Below are 19,234 nucleotides of genomic sequence, written 5' to 3' on the forward strand. Positions count from 1 at the left end.
CGATTGGGAAGGGTTCGTCCGACCCGAAGCAAGAAGCAGGCCGGGAACGTCTCTTGGGCCCGACTCGTTTCCTTGGCGTGAAAGGAGAGTGCGATGAGCAAGTCCCCCTTCGTGCCGAAAGAACAGCGCAGCTTCGCCGATCACGGCGCCCGGCCGGTCGACGACATGGCGGATCGGCGCGATCTGGCGACCGGCGCTCAGTCCGGCCAGCCCGGCGACGCCGACGTCAACGCCGCCCAGCAGGGGCGGTTCGGCAATCTGAAACAGAACCTGACGGCGCACTGGAAGACGCAGGACCGCTGAGGCCCCGCATCCTCCATGCGATCAGTCGATCACTCGGCCGCAGCGGAGGCCGAGGCGGTCGTCGGGGTCGTCTGCGGCGTGGCGGGCGCGGCGACAGGCGCGGGTGTTGCAGGCGTCGGCTTGGCCGAAGCCTCGGGTGCGTCGTGGCCGGCCTCGCTGGCCAGGACCAGGCTGTAGGCCACGGCTCCGCCGGCGTTGCGAACCGTCTCGGCCGGGTTGAGGCTGGCCTGGATCAGTTGCGGACGGTCCGCCGCAGTCGACGGGCGCGGCGTGTAGCGGAAGGCGTCGGAGCCGCCCGAGCGGCCGCCGAAGCGATAGAACATGTGGTCGCCCACCTGGGTCACGCGGATCAGGCTGCTGCGCCAGGCCGGAGAGACGGCGGTGGTGTGGAAGTGGGTCGCGTTGCCGACCGGGGCGAAGACCTGGCCCGACAGGGCGCGCGAGGCCACGTCGCGGGCGCGATCCCAGGCGGCGCGATTGACCGCGCCGCGCATGGCGCCGTTGCAGGTGAAGCTGAACTGGCAGCCGACGTTGCGGTTGGAGCCTTGATAGACCACGGCGCAGACCGTCTTGGGGAAGGCGGGGTGGCGGACGCGGTTCAGAACCACCTGGGCCACGGCGCGCATGCCGTCCACGCCCTCGCCGCGCGCTTCGTAATAGGTGGCGCGCGTCAGGCAATCCAGATCGCGGGACTGGTCCAGGGCGCCGCCGATGCGGAAGGGACGGGCGGCCGGATGAAGATCGGCGTCGGCGCGGCGCAGGCCGTTGCGCGAGTCTTCCAGGCGGGCGGTCAGAAGTTCGGCCTGGCGGTCGCGTTGGGCGCCGCCGGCGACCGTATAGGGATCGTGGCGATCGGCGATGGCCAGGGCGCTGGCGTCCAGGCCGCCGGCCGCCGCGGCCATGGCTTCCTGGGTATAGCCCTCGGCGCCGGCGCCCTGAAGGCGGGCGGCCTGGGCGCGCACGGTCGAAGCCTGTGCGGCCATGCCGCCCAGATAGGCTCCGCCGACCGCGAGGCCGATGACGCCGCCGAACGCCGCCGCGGCCGTCGTGTGGCGCAGGCGAACATTCCGGGCGGCGTGCAGCAGCGCACGCGTGCGACTGGAGAAACTCAAACGCTTAGTCCTGTTCAGCAGGGCGAGGATGCCGCCCCCGTACTCAACGAAACCAGGCGACCATCACGCGTCGCGAACCAGCTCCGGAACCGAAGATCGACGAACGGCCGACCTCCGGAAGGCGGGCCTTAAGCCATCCGTTTATGGCTTCAATGTGTTTGATTCGCCAGTTTTCTTTGGCTTGAAGCAATTCGTGAGGTTGAAATTTCTCATCTGTTGTAAGCGTTTCATCGTTTGATGTTTTGTCTCTAGATGATCTTGTGATTGCTGTATTCGTATATAACGAACTGATTGGCGCTGGCGGGCGTGTGTCGCCTAATCGCTATTCGGGTTGTCGCGGATACTGGCTGGGTCCGGATTTGGCCCAGATCGGAACCTTTGGGTCTGGGGCGCGTTGCAAGCTCAACCATTTCAAGGAGTTCCTGTTCGATGATCCGTATTCCGACCCGCGCCGCCGCCGTCCTCGCCCTGGGACTCTCGAGCCTGGCGCTGGCGGCCTGCGGCCATACCGTGGAACAGAAGGCGGCGACCGGCGCCATCGCCGGCGCCGTGGTGGCCGGACCGGTGGGCGCGGCCGTGGGCGGGGCGGCCGGAGCCGCCGTCGGTCACATCGACAAGCCGCACTGATAGCGATTTTTCGCTGAATTCGCCCCTCATCGTACAGAATGAGGCGGCGGAGCTTGATTTTTGTCGCGGATTCCGCTTTGGCACCGCGCCGGGCCGCCTGCGTTTCTGCGCGCCCGCCGAGCCGCCGTCCGGCGACGCTCCTCATCAGATCTAATCAGGGAAGACCGCCTCTCCGCATGCGCGACCTTAAACAAACCGGCTTCAACGATCGCATCTCCGCCCAGCAGGACGCCAAGAAGGCGCTTCTCGCCAAGTTCAAGCCGAAGCCGACGGTTCAGGATCCCGAGTTCGAGAAGCTGGCCGCAAAGCGCGCCGCCGAGAAAGAGGCGGTCCGCCAGCAGCACGAATTGGCCAAGGCCGAGGTGCGCCGCGAGAAGGCCGAGAAGGACGCCGCCCGCCTGGCCGCCGAGATGGCCGCTCAGGAAGAGGTCGACGCCGCCAAGCGCGCCGCCCGCAAGGAGCGCAAGCAGCTGACCAAGGAAGAGCAGAAGGCCGCTCGCGACGCCCGCTACGCCGCGCGCAAGGCGCGTCAGCGCTAAACCTTCCTTCTTGACGAAGACCTCAGGGCCGCAGGGCGTGCAACGCCGCTGCGGCTTTGGCGTTACAGGGGCGAAGTTTCCTGCGACGCGCGGTCGCCGCCCCTTGGATCGCGGCCCGGACGACCTAACTGCTAGGCTGGAACTTCAACAGCGGATGCAAGAACGGGAGCCGTCATGAACGCCATCGACACCGGCCTGAAGGCCAAGGAACGCGCCGACGTCGCGCGCGAACTGTCCAAGGCCCTGGCCGACAGTTTCGCCGTCTATCAGAAGACCCACGGCTATCACTGGAACGTTCGCGGGCCCGAGTTCTTCAGCCTGCACAAGCTTCTGGAAGACCAATACAACGAGATCTGGGCCGCGCTGGACGACATCGCCGAGCGCATCCGCGCCTTGGGCGAACTGGCGCCGCAGAGCGCCTCGGCCTTCGCCAATCTGACCTCGATCAAGGACGGCGACCCGGAGAAGGACTCGTCCGAGATGCTCAAGGAACTGATCAAGGACCACGGAGTGGTCATAGCCACCGCCCGCGCCGCCCTGGACGCCGCCGACGAAGTGGGCGACGAGGCCTCGGTCGATCTGATGACCCAGCGCCTGGCCGCCCATGAAAAGGCCGCCTGGATGCTGCGTTCCAGCCTGGGCGACCGTTAAGGCTCGCCCGTCCTCACGGAACGGTAATCTTCGGGCCTGAAAAGCGCCGGATTGGCGAGGCATTCAGCCTGCCGACCGGCGCCGCAGGCGCTTTCAAACGGACCCGGGATGCTGAAAGGCCGACTGCCGCAGCTGAAGTCGACGGGACGCCGGGCCATGGCCGCGGCGCCCGCCGCCATGGCCGTGACCCTGGCCGCCATGGGCGTGGCCATGTCCGCCAGCTCCAGCCCGCGACCCGATCTGGACCGTACGGCCGAGACCGTGGCCCGCCTGACCGGCGGCGACCTGACGCCCAGGGGCCTCCAGGCCGTCATGGAGCGTCTGGACGCCGGCCAACTGGCCGTGGCCCGTCGGCATGATCCGGCGCTGAAGCTGCCCGAACTCTACGGCCTGACGCCGGGTTGGGAGAGCCTGACCCTGGGCGGCAAGCCGACGCTGGACCAGGGCGTGTCGGGTCTGGCCGCCCAGCAGTTGAACGCGGCCATGCCCACGGCGTTCGGCGCGCTTCAGCCGGCCATGCCCTTTGATCTGCGTCCGGCGACCGAGGCCGACCGCAAGCGCGCCCTGCGCTGCCTGACCCAGGCCGTCTATTACGAATCCGCCCTGGAGCCGACGGAAGGCCAGGAGGGCGTGGCCCAGGTGGTCCTGAACCGGGTGCGCGACCCCAACTTCCCCTCGACCGTCTGCGGCGTCGTCTACCAGGGGGCGGAGCGGACGACCGGATGCCAGTTCAGCTTCACCTGCGACGGCGCCCTGGCGCGGTCGCCGGTGCCCTGGGCCTGGGACCGCGCGGCCCGCGTGGCCGAGCGCGCCCTGTCCGGCCATGTGGCGACCCGCGTGGGCACGGCGACCCACTACCACGCCGACTATGTCCATCCCTGGTGGTCGCCGACCCTGGCCAAGATCACCCAGGTCGGGGCGCATATCTTCTATCGCTGGAAGGGCGCGCCCGGAGAGACGGCCGCCTTCGCCCAGAAGTCGGCGGGCCGCGAGCCGATCATCGACGAGGCCCGTTTCGCCCGCTCGCGCGTCCTGCTGGCCACGGCGGCCGACAGCGTCGAGGCGGCCCTGACCGACATGCCTCCGGGCCAGCTCCGCACGGTGGAGATCGACGGTCAGACCCGCGTGGTCGGCGTCGCCAGCCTGGGCGGACGTCGCCAGGCCAGCAAGGAAGAGATCGCCGCCATCAATGAGCGGTTGAAGGCCTTCGAGACCGGCGCCGCCCCGTCCCTCGTGGTCGCGCCGCCGCCGACCGGGGTCACGCCCATGGCGGTCGAGGAAGTCGGCAAGCCCAAGGCCTGATCCGCGCCGAAGGGCGCAACGCTCGGGCCTTCCATGCATTCTCTTGGGGACGTCCCAGGGACGGATGTGCGGATTGCAGCTTGTCTTACGCGTTCAGAAAAACGGCCGGGATCGAAGAGGCGTCTTGGAAGGCGCCGGAACCGATGGATGCGGCCGACCGCCACCATGAGATGCTGACCGGCGAGGAGCTGAACCACCGGATCAAGAACATCTTCGCCGTGGTCTCCGCCCTGGTCGCCCTGACCGCGCGCACGCGGCCGGAGGCGAAGGAATTCTCGCGCGACCTGCGCGGCCGCATCGGCGCTCTGGCTCAGGCTCACGCCTTCGTGCGACCGCGGGGGCAGGGGACGGACGGCGAGGAAGGGCAGACGTTGCAGGCCTTCCTGAGGTCCCTGTTCAGCGCCTATGCCGCCGGCGGCGAGGCGCGGGTGCGGGTCGCGGGCGACGACGCCGGCTTCGACGATCAGGCCGCGACCTCTCTGGCCCTGCTGTTTCACGAACTGGCGGTCAATGCGGCGGAGCACGGCGCCCTGTCCGTCGAAGGCGGGCGGGTGGAGCTGGACATCCGGCGTCGGGGCGAGCGGCTGTTGCTGGTCTGGCGCGAACTGGGCGGTCCGGCCGCCGTCGCGCCGCAGCATCAGGGCTTCGGCGCCTCCCTGGCCGTCATGTCGGTCGAGGGTCAGTTGGGCGGACGGCTGGAACAGGAATGGGCGGAAACCGGTTTGATCGTCAGGATCGACCTGCCGGCGACGGCCCTGTCTCGACGCGACGAGGCCTTGAAGAGCACGAAGACGCAGGCCTCGGGCGTCGATCCGAGCCCGGAGCAGGGCGGAGGCCAATGAGGGTTCGACATGGCGCGCATCCTGATCATTGAGGACGAGGCCCTGGTGGCCCTCGAACTGCAGCTGACCCTTGAGGACATGGGGCATGAGGTGGTCGGCACGGCCGCCGAGGTGGCCACGGCCCTGCGCATTGCGCACGAGGCCGGGGTGGACCTGGCCCTGGTGGACATCCACCTGTCAGACGGGGCGACGGGCGTCGAACTGGGCCGTCAGCTGGGCGAGGGCATGGGCGTGACCGTCCTGTTCATGACGGCCAACCCGGGCATGGTCGGCGGCGGAATAGGCGGCGCCGTAGGCGTCATCTCCAAGCCCACGGACGAGCACGGCGTCGAACGCGCCGTGGACTACGCCCTGCGTCGTCGTACGGGCGAAGCTGCACCGGCCGTCCCGCCCCAGGTCCGCGCCTTCAACTGAAGCGGTTCGCCGAGGGCGGGCTAGAGAGCCTGGGCGGGCCCTACCAGGCGCCGATCTTCTCGGCTTCCTTGTGGCTGATGGGGTGGTGGGCGGCCTTGTGGTCTTCCTCGGCCAGGAAGCGGGCGGCTTCCAGGGCGGCCATGCAGCCCATGCCCGCCGCCGTGACGGCCTGGCGATAGACGTCGTCGGTGACGTCGCCGGCGGCCCAGACGCCCTCGATGGCGGTGGCCGCCGTGCCCGGCCTGACCCGCAGATAGCCGCCGGAGTTGGTCTCCAGCTGGCCCTTGAACAGTTCGGACGAGGGGGCGTGGCCGATGGCGATGAAGACGCCGTCGGCGGGGATTTCCGACAGGTCGCCGGTCTTGACGTTCTTCAGGCGCACGCCGCTGACATTGCGGGCCACGCCGTCGACGACGCCCAGGATTTCGTCGACCGCCACATCCCAGATCACCTTGATCTTGGGGTGGGCGAACAGGCGGTCCTGCAGAATCTTCTCGGCGCGGAACTCATTCTTGCGGTGGATGACCGTGACCGTCTCGGCGAAGTTGGTCAAGAACAGGGCTTCCTCGACGGCGGTGTTGCCGCCGCCGACCACCACCACCTGCTTGCCGCGATAGAAGAAGCCGTCGCAGGTGGCGCAGGCGGAGACGCCGAAGCCTTGATAGGCGGCCTCGGAGTCCAGACCCAGCCACTTGGCCTGGGCGCCGGTGGAGATGATGACCGTCTCGGCCAGGATTTCGGCGCCCGAGTCCAGCGTCAGGCGGAAGGGGCGCTGCGACAGGTCGGCCTGGACGACGATGTCATGGATGACTTCCGTGCCGACGTGCTCGGCCTGGGCCTGCATCTGCTGCATCAGCCAGGGGCCCTGGATGGTCTCGGCGAAGCCGGGGTAGTTCTCGACATCCGTGGTGATGGTCAACTGGCCGCCGGGCTGCAGGCCGGCGATGACCACCGGGTTCAGCGAGGCGCGGGCGGCGTAGATGGCGGCGGTCCAGCCGGCGGGGCCGGAACCGATGATGGCGACACGGACGGTACGAGCTTGGGTCATGCGCCTATTTAGGCGCTGATTCCCCGATGCGCGATGCTAGGATGTGGTTTCAAGCGAGGGGATCGAGATGAAGAAGGGTGCGAACGTCGTCTTCCTGCCGGTCGGGATGGGCCTGGGGATGGCTCTGGGCGCGGCCCTGGGCGCGGCGACTGGCGACCTGGCGCTTTGGCTGGCGCTGGGCGTGGCCATCGGATCGGGCCTGGGCGTCGCGCTCATGGGCCTGGCGGGCGTGGCGGGCCAGGCGAAGGAGAAGGAGAAGGGCAAGGACGGCGGGGATACGGTCCATGTCTCCGACGGCGGCGCCTCCAGCGCCAGCGCCAGCGACGCGAACTGCTCCGCCGATGCGGGCGGTTGCGACGGAGGCGGCGGGGGCGGCGACTAACGCGTTCCCATGGCCTCCAGCACCGCGCGAGCGGCGCGTTCCGTCTCGTTCAGCGGCTCATAGGTCCAGGCGGTCAGGTCGCCGTCGAAGGGACGGGCGGCGCCGTGCGCCTCCAGGTCAGCGTGCAGACGGGCGAACTTGCCGGCGGACTTCAGCGGAACCATGGGCAGGACGTGGACCGGCTTTCCGGTCGCGGCCGCCTCGGTCGCCATATTGGCGCTGTCCTCGGTGACCAGGACATGGTCGGCGGCGTCCAGCATGGCGAACAAGGGATTGTCGCCGGTCCCGTCCCAGATCCAACCGGGCAGGTCCGACAGGCGCGCGGCCATGACGGCCTGGGCCGCCGCGGGCGTACGGCGCGAGAAGGTCAGCAGGAGAGAGCCGCCGGCCGCCTGGACCGCCGTCCGGATGCGATCGGCCAGGTCGGCGGCGTGCGCTTCCGTCAGGTCGAAGGCCTTGGACCGGCCGCCGATCATGGCGACGACGTGCGGGCGGGGCAGGGCGGCGATCCGGTCGGCGAAGGTCGGGGCCGCCTCGGCCAGTTTCTGCGGCGTGATCCGATGGGGGCTGCCGATGATCTCGAAGACGTTGTCGCCCGACAGTCCGTCGTGGGCCGGGGCCACGATCAGGTCGTAGCCGTCGTTGCGCCAGCGAGGGTCCTGGGTCTGGACCACGAAGGTCCTGCCGCCGCTCCAGTCGCGCACGCGGGTCGACAGGGGCAGGCTGGCGCGGCCCGCGGCGATCCACAGGTCGGGCCATTCCACGACCGTGCGTGGGTCGAGCGATCCCGGCGCCAGCATGGCGGGGGTCTTCAGGCTTGAGGGCCAGCGGTCGAAGGCGGGACGCCATTTGACGGTCTGGATCGCGATATGGGCGGGAGTCAGGCGGGCGACCGCCTCGGCCAGGCCCAGGGCCTGGTTCTGGATGCCGGCGCGGCCGTCGGAGACCGTCCAGATGGAAAGAGGGCGCGCGGCTGTGCCGCGCGCCCTGCCTTCAGCCTCGATGTCGGGAGGGGTTATTTCCACTCGACCTTGAGAATTTCATAGGCCTTCACGCCGCCGGGCGTGTTGACCTCGACCACGTCGCCGACCTCCTTGGAGATCAGGGCGCGGGCGATGGGCGAGGCGATGGAGATCTTGCCCAGCTTCACGTCGGCCTCATGTTCGCCGACGATCTGATAGACGCCCTCTTCCTCGGTGTCCTCGTCGACGAAGGTGACGGTGGCGCCGAACTTGACCTGGCTGCCCGACAGCTTGGATACGTCGATGACCTGAGCGCGCGACAGCTTGTCCTCGATCTCGGCGATGGAGCCTTCGATCCAGCCCTGGCGTTCCTTGGCGGCGTGGTACTCGGCGTTTTCCGACAGGTCGCCATGCTCGCGGGCTTCCGCGATGGCGGCGATCACAGCGGGTCGTTCCACCGACTTCAATTGCTTAAGTTGATCGTCCAGGGCGCGATAGCCCCCGGCCGTCATCGGCACTTTTTCCATTGTGTCGTGAGTTTCTTGCTACGCCCGAAGACAGATGAGACACGTTCCGGCACTGCTTCGGCCACGGGGGCGTCACGTGGCCGGGCCAAGAAGTTAGGGCGCCCTGACGGCAAACTCAAGAGCGTGGCCGTGGTTGAACGCTGTTCGCGCCTGCCGCAGCGTCGCGCGCCTCAGCGGTTTAGGGCGTTGGAGCCGTCGCCGGAGCCGGATTGGGACCGGCTTCGACCGAAGGCGCGTCGCAGCGCGGTCCAGGCGATGAAGACCAGGGCCGCGACGGCCAGGAGCATGAAGAAGCCTGAGATCATGCCCACGCCGGCGGCGATGAAGGCGATGATCAGGCAGACGGCGGCCGCGAGCGCGGCGATCAACTGGACACTGGACAGGCGCATGCGGAAGTTAACGCTCGTTTCCCCAGGGGGTTGCCCGTTCGCGCGCCTGTGATCCGCGAACGACGGGCGGGGAGGCGTCAGCCGTAGGCGTATTCCCCGCCGCGCTCCAGGGCGCGTTTCCAGGCGGGGCGGGCGTGGATGGTCTGCAGGAAGCGGGCGATGTTGGGATAGGCCGACAGGTCCAGGGCGCGGCTGGCGGCGGCCTCCAGCGGGAAGCTCATCATCACGTCGGCGGCGCTGAAGGCGGGACCGGCGAACCAGCCCGTGGCGGCCAGTTCGGTCTCCCACCAGTCGGCGTGGGTCTTGATCTGCGGATCGATGAAGCCGGACTGGGCCTTGGCTGCGATGCTCCTGACCAGGGGGCGGACCAGGCCGGGAGCGCGTCGGGGAAGTTGGGTGAAGACCAGCTTCAGCAGCAGGGGCGGCATGGCCGATCCCTCCGCATAGTGCAGCCAGTAGGTGAATTTCCGGCCGTCCGCCGTGCCGCGCGCCGGGCGCAGGCGTCCGTCGGGATCATGGGCGTCCAGCAAGTGCTCGACGACCGCGCCGGTTTCGGCCACGCGGACGTCGCCGTCGTCCACCACCGGCGACTTGCCCAGGGGATGGACGGCCTTCAGTTCGGGGGGAGCCAGCAGGGTGGCCGGATCACGCTGATAGCGCTTGATCTCGTACGCCAGACCCAGTTCCTCGAGCAGCCAGAGCACGCGCTGGGAGCGGGAGTCGTTCAAATGGTGGACCAGGATCACGCAGCCGCTCCTTCAAGGATGAAGGCGAAGCTTGCGGGGTTGACGCAGGGTCTGTCCAGTCCTGGCCTCAACGCGGGCGGCGGCCGCTCCAGCGGGCCTTGCTTCGCCCGCGACGCCCGCCGCGCGGCTGAGGCGAGGCGCTCGGACGGGACGCCTGATAGGCGCGCCACAACTCCAGCGCCAGCCCGGCCAGGGCCAGTTTGCCCGCGTTCCGTCCGGCGAAGCCCCGCGCCCGGCGCGACAGCAGGAGACCGCCCAGAAGGGTGAGAAGACGGGGCAGGGCCATGGGACGAAAACTCCGTGACGGTCAGGCGGCGTCCTGGAAGAACGGCCTGACCGCCCGGCGGTTCAGTTTCAGGACTTCGCCATCAGGGCTTCGGCGGCCAGGACGGAGCCTTCGACCCCCAGGGTGACGGCCGGTTCCGGCGTGATGCGGAACAGGGGCGAGTGGTGGCCGGGGGCGTCGTCCACCTGATCGGCGGGGGTGCCGCCGACGCTGAAATAGACGCCCTTCACCCCGCTCTCAGGAGTGACGAAATAGGCGAAGTCCTCGGCGCCCATGCCGCCGCGCGGCTTGTCGATCAGCACGTCCTCGCCAAGACCTGCCGTCAGGGCGGCGCGGACGCGGGCGGCGGTTTCCGCGTCGTTGACGGTCGGCGGGGTGTTCTCGAGCTTGGACCGGGTCACGGTCGGCAGCTTGTCCTCGGGCACGCCCAGGGCCAGGGCCGTGTTCCGCGCGATGCGGTCGATGCCGTCCAGAAGCTGGGTGCGGACCTCGGGACTGTCGGCGCGCACCGTCAGTTGCATGTCCACGCGGTCGGAGATGATGTTGTGCTTGATCCCGCCGTGGATGGCGCCGACCGTCACCACGGCCCCGTCCAGAGGATTGGTTTCACGGCTGCGCAGGGACTGCAGCGACACCACGATCTGCGAGGCCACCAGCACCGGATCGACGCCGAGGTGCGGCGAGGCGCCGTGCGTGCCGACGCCGTGGACGGTGATGTCCACGCTGTCCGAACTGGAGGAGGTGATGCCCAGCGGCGCCTCGATCTTGCCGGTCGGAGTGTCGGCCGAGACGTGGAAGGCCAGGGCGTAGTCCGGCTTGGGGAAGCGGGTGTAGAGGCCGTCCTCGATCATGGCGCGGGCGCCGAAGATGCGCTCCTCGGCGGGCTGGGCGATGAGGACCAGGGTGCCGGACCAGTTGGCCTTGCGGGCCTGCATCTGCCGCGCCGTTCCGATCAGGGCGGTGATGTGCACGTCGTGGCCGCAGGCGTGCATGACGGGCTTCTCGGCGCCGTCGCTGTCGACCTGACGCGCGGTCGAGGCGTTGGCAAGGCCCGAGTTCTCCAGCAGGGGCAGGCCGTCCATGTCGGCGCGGATCATGACGGTGGGGCCGGCGCCGTTCTTCAGCACCGCCACGACGCCCGTGCCGCCGACGCCGGTCGTGACCTCATAGCCCAGGGCGCGCAGTTCCTGGGCCATGCGGGCGGCGGTCTGGACCTCCATGCCCGACAGCTCGGGGTTGCGATGGAAGTGGTCGAACAGGGCGCCCAGGTTGGCGTCGTAGTCCGCCTTCACCGCCGCCTTCAGCCCGGCGTCCTGAGCGAAGCTCGGCGTGGCGCCCGCCGCCAGAGCCGTGGCCAGAACAGCCGTGATCGTCAGATGTTTCACTATTCTTCCCCTTGTCCCTGAAGACGACCCTATCGCGTCTGGCCGAGGCGGCAACCCTAAGACTCCTCCCCTGCGGAGCGGGGGAGGGGGACCGCGCGTAAGCGTGGTGGAGGGGGCGAAAGTCAGGCGCCGGTTTCCAGGTTTGGGCGGGTCGACGGTGAAAACAGGCTGACCGCTTTGTTTGGAGCCGGCCCCTCCACCACCTTCGGTGGTCCCCCTCCCCCGCAGGCGGGGGAGGAGCCGGCGTCTTTCCGGCCTTGCTTCGACGTCCCGTGAAAAAGCCCCCGACGTCGGAACGCCGGGGGCCGATCTCAGGGCTGGGCCGAGGCTCAGTTGTAGGACTGCACCGGGCGGACATCGAGGTCGCCGGCGCGGATGGCGGCGATGCCCTGCGCCGCGGCCAGGGCGCCGGCGGCGGTGGTGTAGTAGGGGATCTTCATCATCAGGGCCGTGCGGCGGATGGAGAAGCTGTCGGTCAGGGCCTGCTTGCCTTCGGTGGTGTTGAAGACCAGCTGGATCTCGCCGTTCTTCATGGCGTCCACGATGTTCGGGCGGCCTTCCAGCACCTTCTTGACCAGGCCGACCTCAAGGCCTTCGGACTTCAAGTAGTCATGGGTGCCGCTGGTGGCGACGACCGAGAAGCCCTGGGCCAGCAGGGACTTCACGGCCTCGAGGATGAAGGGCTTGTCCGCGTCCTTGACTGAGACGAAGGCGCAGCCTTCGGTCGGCAGGGTCGTGCCGCCGCCGATCTGCGACTTGGCGAAGGCGCGGGCGAAGGCGGGGGCCAGGTCGGCCTCGCCTTCGCGCTTCCAGTCCAGGCCCATGACCTCGCCGGTCGAACGCATTTCCGGGCCTAGGATGGTGTCGACCCCGGCGAAGCGCGCGAACGGGAAGACGGCTTCCTTGACCGCGATATGCTCCAGTTCCTTGTCCGTCAGGCCGAAGGAGGACAGCTTCTCGCCGGCCATGACCTTGGCGGCGATGGCGGCGATCGGCCGGCCGATGGTCTTGGCCACGAAGGGCGCCGTGCGGCTGGCGCGCGGGTTCACCTCCAGCACGAAGATGCGCGGCTCTGCGCTGTGCGGCTCCTCGATGGCGAACTGGACGTTCATCAGGCCGCGCACCTTCAGGGCCTTGGCCATGGCGGTGGTTTGACGCTTCAGCTCAGCGACGATCTCGGGGCGCAGCGAGAAGGGCGGCATGGAGCAGGCGCTGTCGCCCGAGTGGACGCCGGCTTCCTCGATGTGCTCCAGCACGCCGGCGACGAAGACGTCTTCGTCGTCGCACAGGGCGTCCACGTCCACCTCGGTGGCGCGGTTCAGATAGTGGTCGATCAGGACCGGATCATCGCCCGACACGCGCATGGCTTCATGGACGTAGCGGTCCAGTTGCTCGCGGTCGTGGACGATCATCATGCCGCGGCCGCCCAGGACATAGGAGGGGCGCAGGACGACGGGATAGCCGACTTCCTCGGCCTTCTGCGCGGCTTCCTCGGCGCTGCGAGCCAGGCCGTTCGGCGGCTGTTGCAGACCGATGGCCTGAAGCATCTGCTGGAAGCGCTCGCGGTCCTCGGCCAGGTCGATGCTGTCGACGCTGGTGCCCAGGATCGGCACGCCGTCCTCCTGCAGGGCATGGGCCAGCTTCAGCGGGGTCTGGCCGCCGAACTGGACGACCACGCCGATCAGTTCGCCCTTGGAGCGTTCGACATCAATCAGCTCCAGCACGTCCTCGGCCGTCAGGGGCTCGAAATAGAGGCGGTCGGAGGTGTCGTAGTCGGTCGAGACGGTCTCGGGGTTGCAGTTGACCATGATGCTCTCGACGCCGATGTCGTCGAAGGCGAAGGCCGCGTGGCAGCAGCAGTAGTCGAACTCGATGCCCTGGCCGATCCGGTTGGGACCGCCGCCAAGGATGACGGCCTTCTTCTTGTCCGAGGGTTCGGCCTCGCACTCGGGGACCTGGCCCAGGGCGCCGGTCTCATAGGTCGAATACATATAGGCCGTAGCCGAGGCGAACTCGGCGGCGCAGGTGTCGATGCGCTTGAAGGTCGGGCGGACCTTCAGGGCGCGACGGGCGGCGCGCACCTCGGCTTCGGACTTGCCGGTCAGCTGGCCCAGGCGGGCGTCGGAGAAGCCCTTGGCCTTGAGCTTGCGGAACTCGGTCTCGGTCGTGGGCAGGCCCTGGACGCGGACGTGGCCCTCGGTGCGGACGACGTCGGCGATCTGGCGCAGGAACCAGGGTTCGTAGGCGCAAGCCGAGGCGACCTCCTCGACCGTCAGGCCGTGGCGGAAGGCCTGGGCGATGACGCGGATGCGGTCCGGCGTGGGTTCGCCCAGGGCGCGGATCACGGCGGCGCGGATGGAGGCTTCGTCCTCCATCTCGGTCACGCCCTCGATCTCGACCTCGTTGAAGCCGGTCAGGCCGGTCTCCAGGCCGCGCAGGGCCTTCTGCATCGACTCCTGGAAGGTGCGGCCGATGGCCATGACCTCGCCGACCGACTTCATGGCCGTGGTCAGGTGGGGCTCGGAACCCGGATACTTCTCGAAGGCGAAGCGCGGGATCTTGGTGACGACATAGTCGATGCTCGGCTCGAAGCTGGCCGGCGTGACCTGGGTGATGTCGTTCTGCAACTCGTCCAGGGTGTAGCCGACGGCCAAGCGGGCGGCGACCTTGGCGATGGGGAAGCCGGTGGCCTTGGACGCCAGGGCGGAGGAGCGCGACACGCGCGGGTTCATCTCGATGACGACCATGCGGCCGTCGGCCGGATTGATCGCCCACTGGACGTTGGAGCCGCCGGTCTCGACGCCGATCTCGCGCAGGACGTTGATCGAGCCCGTGCGCATCAGCTGATATTCTTTGTCCGTCAGCGTCAGGGCCGGGGCCACGGTGATGCTGTCGCCGGTGTGGACGCCCATGGGATCCACGTTCTCGATCGAGCAGATGATGATGCAGTTGTCCGCCTTGTCGCGGACGACCTCCATCTCATACTCCTTCCAGCCGAGCACGGATTCCTCGATCAGGACCTCGGTCGTCGGCGACAGGTCCAGGCCGCGCTCCACGATCTCGTGGAATTCCTCGACGTTGTAGGCGATGCCGCCGCCGGTGCCGGCCAGGGTGAAGCTGGGGCGGATGATGGCGGGCAGGCCGACGAAGGCCAGGGCGTCGTCGGCCTCGTCGATGTGGTGGATGGCGCGCGAGCGGGGCGATTCCAGGCCCAGCTTGTCCATGGCGTCGCGGAACTTCTGACGGTCCTCGGCCTTGTCGATGACCTCGGCCTTGGCGCCGATCATCTCGACGCCGTATTTCGCCAGGGCGCCCGACTGTTCCAGGGCTAGGGCCGTGTTCAGGGCCGTCTGGCCGCCCATGGTCGGCAGAAGGGCGTCGGGACGCTCCTTGGCGATGATCTTCTCGACGATGTCGGGGGTGATCGGCTCGATATAGGTGGCGTCGGCCACCTCGGGGTCCGTCATGATGGTGGCGGGGTTCGAGTTGACTAGGACGACCCGGTAACCCTCGGCCTTCAGCGCCTTGCAGGCCTGAACGCCCGAATAGTCGAACTCGCACGCCTGGCCGATGACGATCGGGCCGGCGCCGATGATCAGGATGGACTTGATGTCTGTGCGCTTGGGCATCGGCGTCTACTCAGTTCGTCACGACCGCGCACTCCCAGCCGTCATAGTCCAGCTGAAAGGCCGCGGCCCAGGTTTGCATCATGGCCGATACAGGCGCGAAGGACGCCTCGTCGACCGGCATGGTGGTTTCCAGAACGGTCATGTCGCCCTGGCCTCTTGTCAGAAAACCCGCACGACGCGCGACCTCGCAGAGGTCGCCGTGCGCATCCTCGTCGCCGTAGAAATAGAACAGCGTATGGCGCGGGGTGATCCCGCTGTCGCCCTGCTCGGCCAGAGCAGCGCGCACCATAGCATCCTTTTCCTCGTGACTGTTCAGCGCCGGGCTCCACGCGCGCGAAGAAACCGGACGCAGGGCGAGCCCCCGCGACCGATCCGTTCAGGTTGTCGGTTAAGCGGCCCGTTTAGAGAGGAGGGGCCGGGGGAGCAAGGGCCAGAATGAGGCGGCTGTGGATTCAGTCCGCGCCTTCGATAGCGGCGATCCAGTCGGGCAGTTCGCCGATGCGGCTGAGGCTGACGTAGCGAGGGTGCCCCTCGGGGGCGTCGGCCAGTTCATGAGCCCAGGTGATCTCATAGGGAATATGAGCGGCGAAGGCGCCGGCCTCGATGGCGGGCAGGACGTCGGACTTCATCGAATTGCCGGCCATGACGGCCTCGGCCGCGCCGGTGCCATGGCGGGCGAAGATGCGGTCATAGGTGGAGCGATCCTTCTCGGACACGATCTCGACGGCGGCGAAGAGCTCGCCCAGGCCGGACGCCGCCAGCTTGCGCTCCTGGTCCATCAGGTCGCCCTTGGTGATCAGGACCAGGCGGTACTTCTCGGACAGTTCGGCCAGGACCTCGTCGACGCCGGGCAGGGTCTCGACAGGATGCGCCAGCATCTCGCGTCCGGCGGCCAGGATCTCGCGGATGATGTGCGGCGGGGCGGCGCCGTCGCACAGCTCCATCGCCGTCTCCAGCATCGACAGGGTGAAGCCCTTCACGCCGTAGCCGTAGAGCCGCAGGTTGCGGCGCTCGACCACCGACAGGCGCTCCATCATCACCGGCTCGTCGGCGTGGTCGGCCAGCAGATCCACGAACCGCTTCTGGCTCAGGCGGAAGATGGTCTCGTTGTGCCAGAGGGTGTCGTCGGCATCGAGGCCGACCGTGGTGATGGTCATGGGGAGGCTCCGTCGTCTTCGGCGGCTCTCTAACCCATGCCCGGCGCATTATCACGCGACGGGTGCGACATTTCGGTCTATGCGGCGAAGATGACCCAGACCGAAATCCTGCCTGATCCTCCGCATCGCATCGGATGGGCGCTGGCCGCCCTGGTGGTGGCCGGGAACATGATCGGTTCGGGCGTCTATTTGCTGCCCGCGACCCTGGCGCCGACAGGCAGCAGCAGCATTATCGGCTGGCTGATCTGCGGCCTAGGCGCGGTGACATTGGCCCTCGTGTTCGGCGGTCTGGGTCGGATGCAGCCGGACGCCGACGGCCTGTCGGACTTCACCCGGCGTGGCATGGGCCGGTTCATCGGCTATCAGACGGGACTGGCCTATTGGGCCGCCTGCCTGGCGGGCAATGTCGCCCTGGCGGTGGCGGGCACAGGCTATCTGGCCTTCTTCATTCCGGCGCTGAAGGAGCCCCTGTGGGCGGCGGTCAGCAACCTGGCCCTGATCTGGCTGACGACGGCGGCCTATGCCTCGGGCGCCAAGACGGCGGCGCGGTTCGGGGCCATTACGCTCGGCCTTGGCCTGATCCCCATCATCCTGGCCATCGTCGCCGGGGCCATGGCCTTCAGCGGCGACACCTTCGCGGCGTCGTGGAGCCCAGGCGATCAACCCCTGCTGAAGACTGTCCCCGCCTCCCTGGCTGTCATCTTCTGGGCCTTCCTGGGCGTGGAGAGCGCCGCCGCCCTGTCCAGCCTGGTCAAGAACCCCTCGGTCGACGTGGGGCGGGCTTCGCTGGGCGGCGTGGCTCTGGCCTTCATCGTCTATGTCGCCGCCAGCGTGGCGGTCTTCGGCGTCATTCCGGCCGACGTCCTGGTCCATTCGACCAGCCCCTACGCCGATCTGGTGGCGCGGGTCATGGGTTCGTCGGTGGCCGGTCTGGTCGCAGCCTGCGCCGTCATCAAGGTGCTGGGCACCATCGCCGGCTGGACCATGCTGGCCGGCGAGACCGCGCGGGGTTCGGCCGAGGCCGGCTGGATGCCGCGCTGGTTCGGCGGGGCGCAGAAGGGCAGGACCCCGCTGAGCAACCCCATCCTCAACTGCGTGGTCATGAGCGTTCTGGTCATCGCCAGCGCCCAGCCGACCCTGGGCCAGCAGTTCGGCGTCCTGATCGGCGTGACCTCGGTGCTGACCCTCTGCCTCTACGCCCTGTGCTCGCTGACGCTGTGGAAGCTGACGACCAAGACTGCCTGGCGCGTCCTGGCCGTGGTCGGCGTGGTCTTCTCGGCCTTTGCAGTCGCGGCGGCGGCGGGCGGCTATATCCTGCCCAGCGTCGGATTCTTCGCCCTGACCAGCCTGGCCTGGGTCTGGGTGCGGAAGGGCCAGAAGGCCTAAAGGTCGAAGGGCGGTTGACCCCGCCCCTGCATCTCTTTAGTCACGCCGCCGTTTGTCCGCCCGTTTTCACTGTTAGGAGCCTGCGCCATGACGACTCAGATTCTGTCCGGCGCCACCGGCGTCCTCGTGCTCGCTGACGGAACCGTCCTGCAGGGGATCGGCGTGGGCGCCGTCGGTTCGGCCCTGGGCGAGGTGGTCTTCAACACCGCCATGACGGGCTATCAGGAGATCCTGACCGACCCCTCCTACATGAGCCAGATCCTGGCCTTCACCTTCCCGCACGTCGGCAATGTCGGCGTCAATGTCGAGGACGTGGAGCAGATCGGCGACGGCGCCGGGACGGCCGCCGTGGGCGCGATCTTCCGCGATGTTCCGACCGATCCGGCCAACTGGCGCTCGCACGGCGACCTCGACGCCTGGATGAAGCGTCGCGGCGTGGTCGGCTTGTCGGGCGTGGACACGCGCGCCCTGACCAAGATCATCCGCGACAAGGGCGCGCCGCACGGCGTCATCGCCCATGATCCCGAGGGTCGCTTCGACATCGACGCCCTGGTCGCCCAGGCCAGGGCCTGGACCGGCCTGGTCGGCCTGGACCTGGCCAAGGAGGCCTCCACGCTGCAGGCCTTCGACTGGGACGAGGGCGTCTGGGAATGGCCGGCCGGCTATCCCAAGGTGGATGCGGCCGACAAGTCGGTGGTGGTCGTCGACTATGGCGTGAAGCGCAACATCCTGCGCGCACTGGCCTCGACCGGCGTCAAGATCACCGTGGTTCCGGCCACGACCTCGGCCGAGGACATCCTGGCCCGCAATCCCGACGGCGTGGTCCTGTCGAACGGTCCGGGCGATCCGGCCGCGACCGGCGAATACGCCGTGCCGGAGATCAAGAAGCTGGTCGCCAGCGGCAAGCCCATCATGGGCATCTGCCTGGGCCACCAGATGCTGGCCATCGCCCTGGGCGCCCGGACGGTCAAGATGGAGCAGGGCCACCACGGCGCCAACCATCCGGTCAAGGACCTGACGACCGGCAAGGTCGAGATCGTCTCGATGAACCACGGCTTCACAGTGGATCGCGACAGCCTGCCCGAGACCCTGGTCGAAACCCACGTCAGCCTGTTCGACGGCACCAACTGCGGCATCGCGGTCAAGGACAGGCCGATCTTCAGCGTCCAGCATCACCCCGAGGCCTCGCCCGGACCGACGGACAGCCTCTATCTGTTCAACCGCTTCGCGGACTCCATGTGGGCCTGAGGCTTCGGGCCGCCTGACCGTCAGGGCAGGGGCGCCAGCGCCGTCCGATCTCGCAGTTCGCATGCCTTGCGCACCGCCATGGGCGCGGCCGTCAGCCAATAGGCCGCGTCCTCCGTCCTGTGCGACCGCCTGCGCTCCAGGCCGCGTCGGCGGCGGGCGGCGGCGTTGTCCAGCAGGCGGGCGTGCAGGGCGCGCGGCGTCAGGACGGGAATGGCGGGGGAGCCGGGGACGGCGACGGCGTCGGGGCCTTGGGGCTCCACCGCCGGACGGGCGATGGCGATGAACATGGAGGGCTTCCT

At 68.5% G+C, this 19,234-nt stretch carries 22 protein-coding genes; 10 read left to right on the plus strand and 12 right to left on the minus strand.

Annotated features, from left to right (window positions below):
* Window positions 1-93 precede the first annotated feature (93 nt).
* Window positions 94-303 carry a hypothetical protein gene (locus ABIE19_RS16610; RefSeq protein ID WP_354090354.1) on the plus strand — a complete coding sequence of 70 codons (210 nt, stop codon included), beginning with the start codon at window positions 94-96 and terminating at the stop codon, window positions 301-303.
* 29 nt (window positions 304-332) lie between these two features.
* On the opposite strand, the gene ABIE19_RS16615 is transcribed toward ABIE19_RS16610, so the two are convergent.
* Entirely contained in the window at window positions 333-1,415 is a 1,083-nt protein-coding gene (locus ABIE19_RS16615; RefSeq protein ID WP_354090355.1) for a cell wall hydrolase, read from the minus strand.
* 429 nt (window positions 1,416-1,844) lie between these two features.
* On the opposite strand from ABIE19_RS16615, the gene ABIE19_RS16620 reads away from it, so the two are divergent.
* The 6 genes from ABIE19_RS16620 (at window position 1,845) to ABIE19_RS16645 (ending at window position 5,790) form a co-directional block, all read left to right on the plus strand.
* Window positions 1,845-2,042 (plus strand): hypothetical protein, encoded by a 198-nt coding sequence (locus tag ABIE19_RS16620; RefSeq protein WP_354090356.1) that lies wholly within the window; start codon window positions 1,845-1,847, stop codon window positions 2,040-2,042.
* Between the two features lie 176 nt (window positions 2,043-2,218).
* Window positions 2,219-2,581 carry a DUF6481 family protein gene (locus ABIE19_RS16625; RefSeq protein ID WP_354090357.1) on the plus strand — a complete coding sequence of 121 codons (363 nt, stop codon included), beginning with the start codon at window positions 2,219-2,221 and terminating at the stop codon, window positions 2,579-2,581.
* Between the two features lie 174 nt (window positions 2,582-2,755).
* A complete protein-coding gene (locus ABIE19_RS16630; RefSeq protein ID WP_354090358.1) occupies window positions 2,756-3,232 on the plus strand; it encodes a Dps family protein in 477 nt (158 codons plus the stop codon).
* Window positions 3,233-3,340: 108 nt separating this feature from the next.
* Window positions 3,341-4,534 (plus strand): cell wall hydrolase, encoded by a 1,194-nt coding sequence (locus tag ABIE19_RS16635; protein ID WP_354090359.1) that lies wholly within the window; start codon window positions 3,341-3,343, stop codon window positions 4,532-4,534.
* 143 nt (window positions 4,535-4,677) lie between these two features.
* Window positions 4,678-5,376 carry an HWE histidine kinase domain-containing protein gene (locus ABIE19_RS16640; RefSeq protein ID WP_354090360.1) on the plus strand — a complete coding sequence of 233 codons (699 nt, stop codon included), beginning with the start codon at window positions 4,678-4,680 and terminating at the stop codon, window positions 5,374-5,376.
* A gap of 9 nt (window positions 5,377-5,385) precedes the next feature.
* Window positions 5,386-5,790, plus strand: a complete 405-nt coding sequence (locus ABIE19_RS16645; protein WP_354090361.1) for a response regulator — start codon at window positions 5,386-5,388, stop codon at window positions 5,788-5,790.
* 40 nt (window positions 5,791-5,830) lie between these two features.
* Here the strand turns inward: ABIE19_RS16645 and trxB are convergent, their stop codons facing one another.
* Complete coding sequence (gene trxB, locus ABIE19_RS16650) at window positions 5,831-6,838, minus strand: thioredoxin-disulfide reductase (protein WP_354090362.1); 1,008 nt, start codon at window positions 6,836-6,838, stop codon at window positions 5,831-5,833.
* Window positions 6,839-6,905: 67 nt separating this feature from the next.
* Here trxB and ABIE19_RS16655 point away from each other — a divergent pair, with 67 nt between their 5' ends.
* The gene (locus tag ABIE19_RS16655; protein WP_354090363.1) at window positions 6,906-7,220 is read left to right on the plus strand and encodes a hypothetical protein; all 315 of its coding nucleotides are present in this window, start codon (window positions 6,906-6,908) and stop codon (window positions 7,218-7,220) included.
* Here ABIE19_RS16655 and ABIE19_RS16660 read toward each other — a convergent pair.
* The 9 genes from ABIE19_RS16660 to ABIE19_RS16700 form a co-directional block, all read right to left on the minus strand.
* Window positions 7,217-8,245 carry a mitochondrial fission ELM1 family protein gene (locus ABIE19_RS16660; protein ID WP_354090364.1) on the minus strand — a complete coding sequence of 343 codons (1,029 nt, stop codon included), beginning with the start codon at window positions 8,243-8,245 and terminating at the stop codon, window positions 7,217-7,219. The two genes, ABIE19_RS16655 and ABIE19_RS16660, sit on opposite strands and share 4 nt — an antisense overlap.
* Window positions 8,236-8,709, minus strand: a complete 474-nt coding sequence (gene greA, locus ABIE19_RS16665) for a transcription elongation factor GreA (RefSeq protein ID WP_354090365.1) — start codon at window positions 8,707-8,709, stop codon at window positions 8,236-8,238. Before greA ends, ABIE19_RS16660 begins: the two co-directional genes overlap by 10 nt.
* Before the next feature lie 170 nt (window positions 8,710-8,879).
* A complete protein-coding gene (locus ABIE19_RS16670) occupies window positions 8,880-9,098 on the minus strand; it encodes a hypothetical protein (RefSeq protein WP_354090366.1) in 219 nt (72 codons plus the stop codon).
* Window positions 9,099-9,175: 77 nt separating this feature from the next.
* Window positions 9,176-9,844: a glutathione S-transferase gene (locus ABIE19_RS16675; RefSeq protein WP_354090367.1), complete on the minus strand. Its 669-nt coding sequence runs from the start codon at window positions 9,842-9,844 to the stop codon at window positions 9,176-9,178.
* Window positions 9,845-9,911: 67 nt separating this feature from the next.
* Window positions 9,912-10,130 (minus strand): cysteine protease, encoded by a 219-nt coding sequence (locus ABIE19_RS16680; protein ID WP_354090368.1) that lies wholly within the window; start codon window positions 10,128-10,130, stop codon window positions 9,912-9,914.
* A gap of 68 nt (window positions 10,131-10,198) precedes the next feature.
* Window positions 10,199-11,515: an amidohydrolase gene (locus tag ABIE19_RS16685; protein WP_354090369.1), complete on the minus strand. Its 1,317-nt coding sequence runs from the start codon at window positions 11,513-11,515 to the stop codon at window positions 10,199-10,201.
* 329 nt (window positions 11,516-11,844) lie between these two features.
* Window positions 11,845-15,144 carry a carbamoyl-phosphate synthase large subunit gene (gene carB, locus ABIE19_RS16690; protein ID WP_354090370.1) on the minus strand — a complete coding sequence of 1,100 codons (3,300 nt, stop codon included), beginning with the start codon at window positions 15,142-15,144 and terminating at the stop codon, window positions 11,845-11,847.
* A gap of 10 nt (window positions 15,145-15,154) precedes the next feature.
* Window positions 15,155-15,433, minus strand: coding sequence for a ribonuclease E inhibitor RraB (locus ABIE19_RS16695; RefSeq protein WP_354090371.1), 279 nt, complete (start codon window positions 15,431-15,433; stop codon window positions 15,155-15,157).
* 163 nt (window positions 15,434-15,596) lie between these two features.
* A complete protein-coding gene (locus tag ABIE19_RS16700; RefSeq protein ID WP_354090372.1) occupies window positions 15,597-16,301 on the minus strand; it encodes an HAD family hydrolase in 705 nt (234 codons plus the stop codon).
* Between the two features lie 90 nt (window positions 16,302-16,391).
* Between ABIE19_RS16700 and ABIE19_RS16705 the strand changes: the two genes are divergently transcribed.
* Together ABIE19_RS16705 and carA are read left to right on the plus strand one after the other, a co-directional pair.
* Entirely contained in the window at window positions 16,392-17,687 is a 1,296-nt protein-coding gene (locus ABIE19_RS16705) for an amino acid permease (RefSeq protein WP_354090373.1), read from the plus strand.
* Between the two features lie 87 nt (window positions 17,688-17,774).
* On the plus strand, window positions 17,775-18,935 hold the full coding sequence (gene carA / locus ABIE19_RS16710) for a glutamine-hydrolyzing carbamoyl-phosphate synthase small subunit (RefSeq protein ID WP_354090374.1): 1,161 nt from the start codon (window positions 17,775-17,777) through the stop codon (window positions 18,933-18,935).
* Between the two features lie 20 nt (window positions 18,936-18,955).
* Here carA and ABIE19_RS16715 read toward each other — a convergent pair whose 3' ends face one another.
* Window positions 18,956-19,222, minus strand: coding sequence for a hypothetical protein (locus tag ABIE19_RS16715; RefSeq protein WP_354090375.1), 267 nt, complete (start codon window positions 19,220-19,222; stop codon window positions 18,956-18,958).
* Window positions 19,223-19,234 lie beyond the last annotated feature (12 nt).

Origin of the sequence: Brevundimonas faecalis, from assembly GCF_040549405.1 — a bacterium.
Classification (GTDB): domain Bacteria; phylum Pseudomonadota; class Alphaproteobacteria; order Caulobacterales; family Caulobacteraceae; genus Brevundimonas; species Brevundimonas faecalis.

Coding starts and splice junctions, on each gene's coding strand:
- ABIE19_RS16610 (WP_354090354.1), top strand. CDS start 94: ATGAGCAAGTCCCCCTTCGTGCCGAAAGAACAGCGCAGCTTCGCCGAT.
- ABIE19_RS16620 (WP_354090356.1), top strand. CDS start 1,845: ATGATCCGTATTCCGACCCGCGCCGCCGCCGTCCTCGCCCTGGGACTC.
- ABIE19_RS16625 (WP_354090357.1), top strand. CDS start 2,219: ATGCGCGACCTTAAACAAACCGGCTTCAACGATCGCATCTCCGCCCAG.
- ABIE19_RS16630 (WP_354090358.1), top strand. CDS start 2,756: ATGAACGCCATCGACACCGGCCTGAAGGCCAAGGAACGCGCCGACGTC.
- ABIE19_RS16635 (WP_354090359.1), top strand. CDS start 3,341: ATGCTGAAAGGCCGACTGCCGCAGCTGAAGTCGACGGGACGCCGGGCC.
- ABIE19_RS16640 (WP_354090360.1), top strand. CDS start 4,678: ATGGATGCGGCCGACCGCCACCATGAGATGCTGACCGGCGAGGAGCTG.
- ABIE19_RS16645 (WP_354090361.1), top strand. CDS start 5,386: ATGGCGCGCATCCTGATCATTGAGGACGAGGCCCTGGTGGCCCTCGAA.
- trxB (WP_354090362.1), bottom strand. CDS start 6,838: ATGACCCAAGCTCGTACCGTCCGTGTCGCCATCATCGGTTCCGGCCCC.
- ABIE19_RS16655 (WP_354090363.1), top strand. CDS start 6,906: ATGAAGAAGGGTGCGAACGTCGTCTTCCTGCCGGTCGGGATGGGCCTG.
- greA (WP_354090365.1), bottom strand. CDS start 8,709: ATGGAAAAAGTGCCGATGACGGCCGGGGGCTATCGCGCCCTGGACGAT.
- ABIE19_RS16670 (WP_354090366.1), bottom strand. CDS start 9,098: ATGCGCCTGTCCAGTGTCCAGTTGATCGCCGCGCTCGCGGCCGCCGTC.
- ABIE19_RS16680 (WP_354090368.1), bottom strand. CDS start 10,130: ATGGCCCTGCCCCGTCTTCTCACCCTTCTGGGCGGTCTCCTGCTGTCG.
- carB (WP_354090370.1), bottom strand. CDS start 15,144: ATGCCCAAGCGCACAGACATCAAGTCCATCCTGATCATCGGCGCCGGC.
- ABIE19_RS16695 (WP_354090371.1), bottom strand. CDS start 15,433: ATGGTGCGCGCTGCTCTGGCCGAGCAGGGCGACAGCGGGATCACCCCG.
- ABIE19_RS16700 (WP_354090372.1), bottom strand. CDS start 16,301: ATGACCATCACCACGGTCGGCCTCGATGCCGACGACACCCTCTGGCAC.
- ABIE19_RS16705 (WP_354090373.1), top strand. CDS start 16,392: ATGACCCAGACCGAAATCCTGCCTGATCCTCCGCATCGCATCGGATGG.
- carA (WP_354090374.1), top strand. CDS start 17,775: ATGACGACTCAGATTCTGTCCGGCGCCACCGGCGTCCTCGTGCTCGCT.
- ABIE19_RS16715 (WP_354090375.1), bottom strand. CDS start 19,222: ATGTTCATCGCCATCGCCCGTCCGGCGGTGGAGCCCCAAGGCCCCGAC.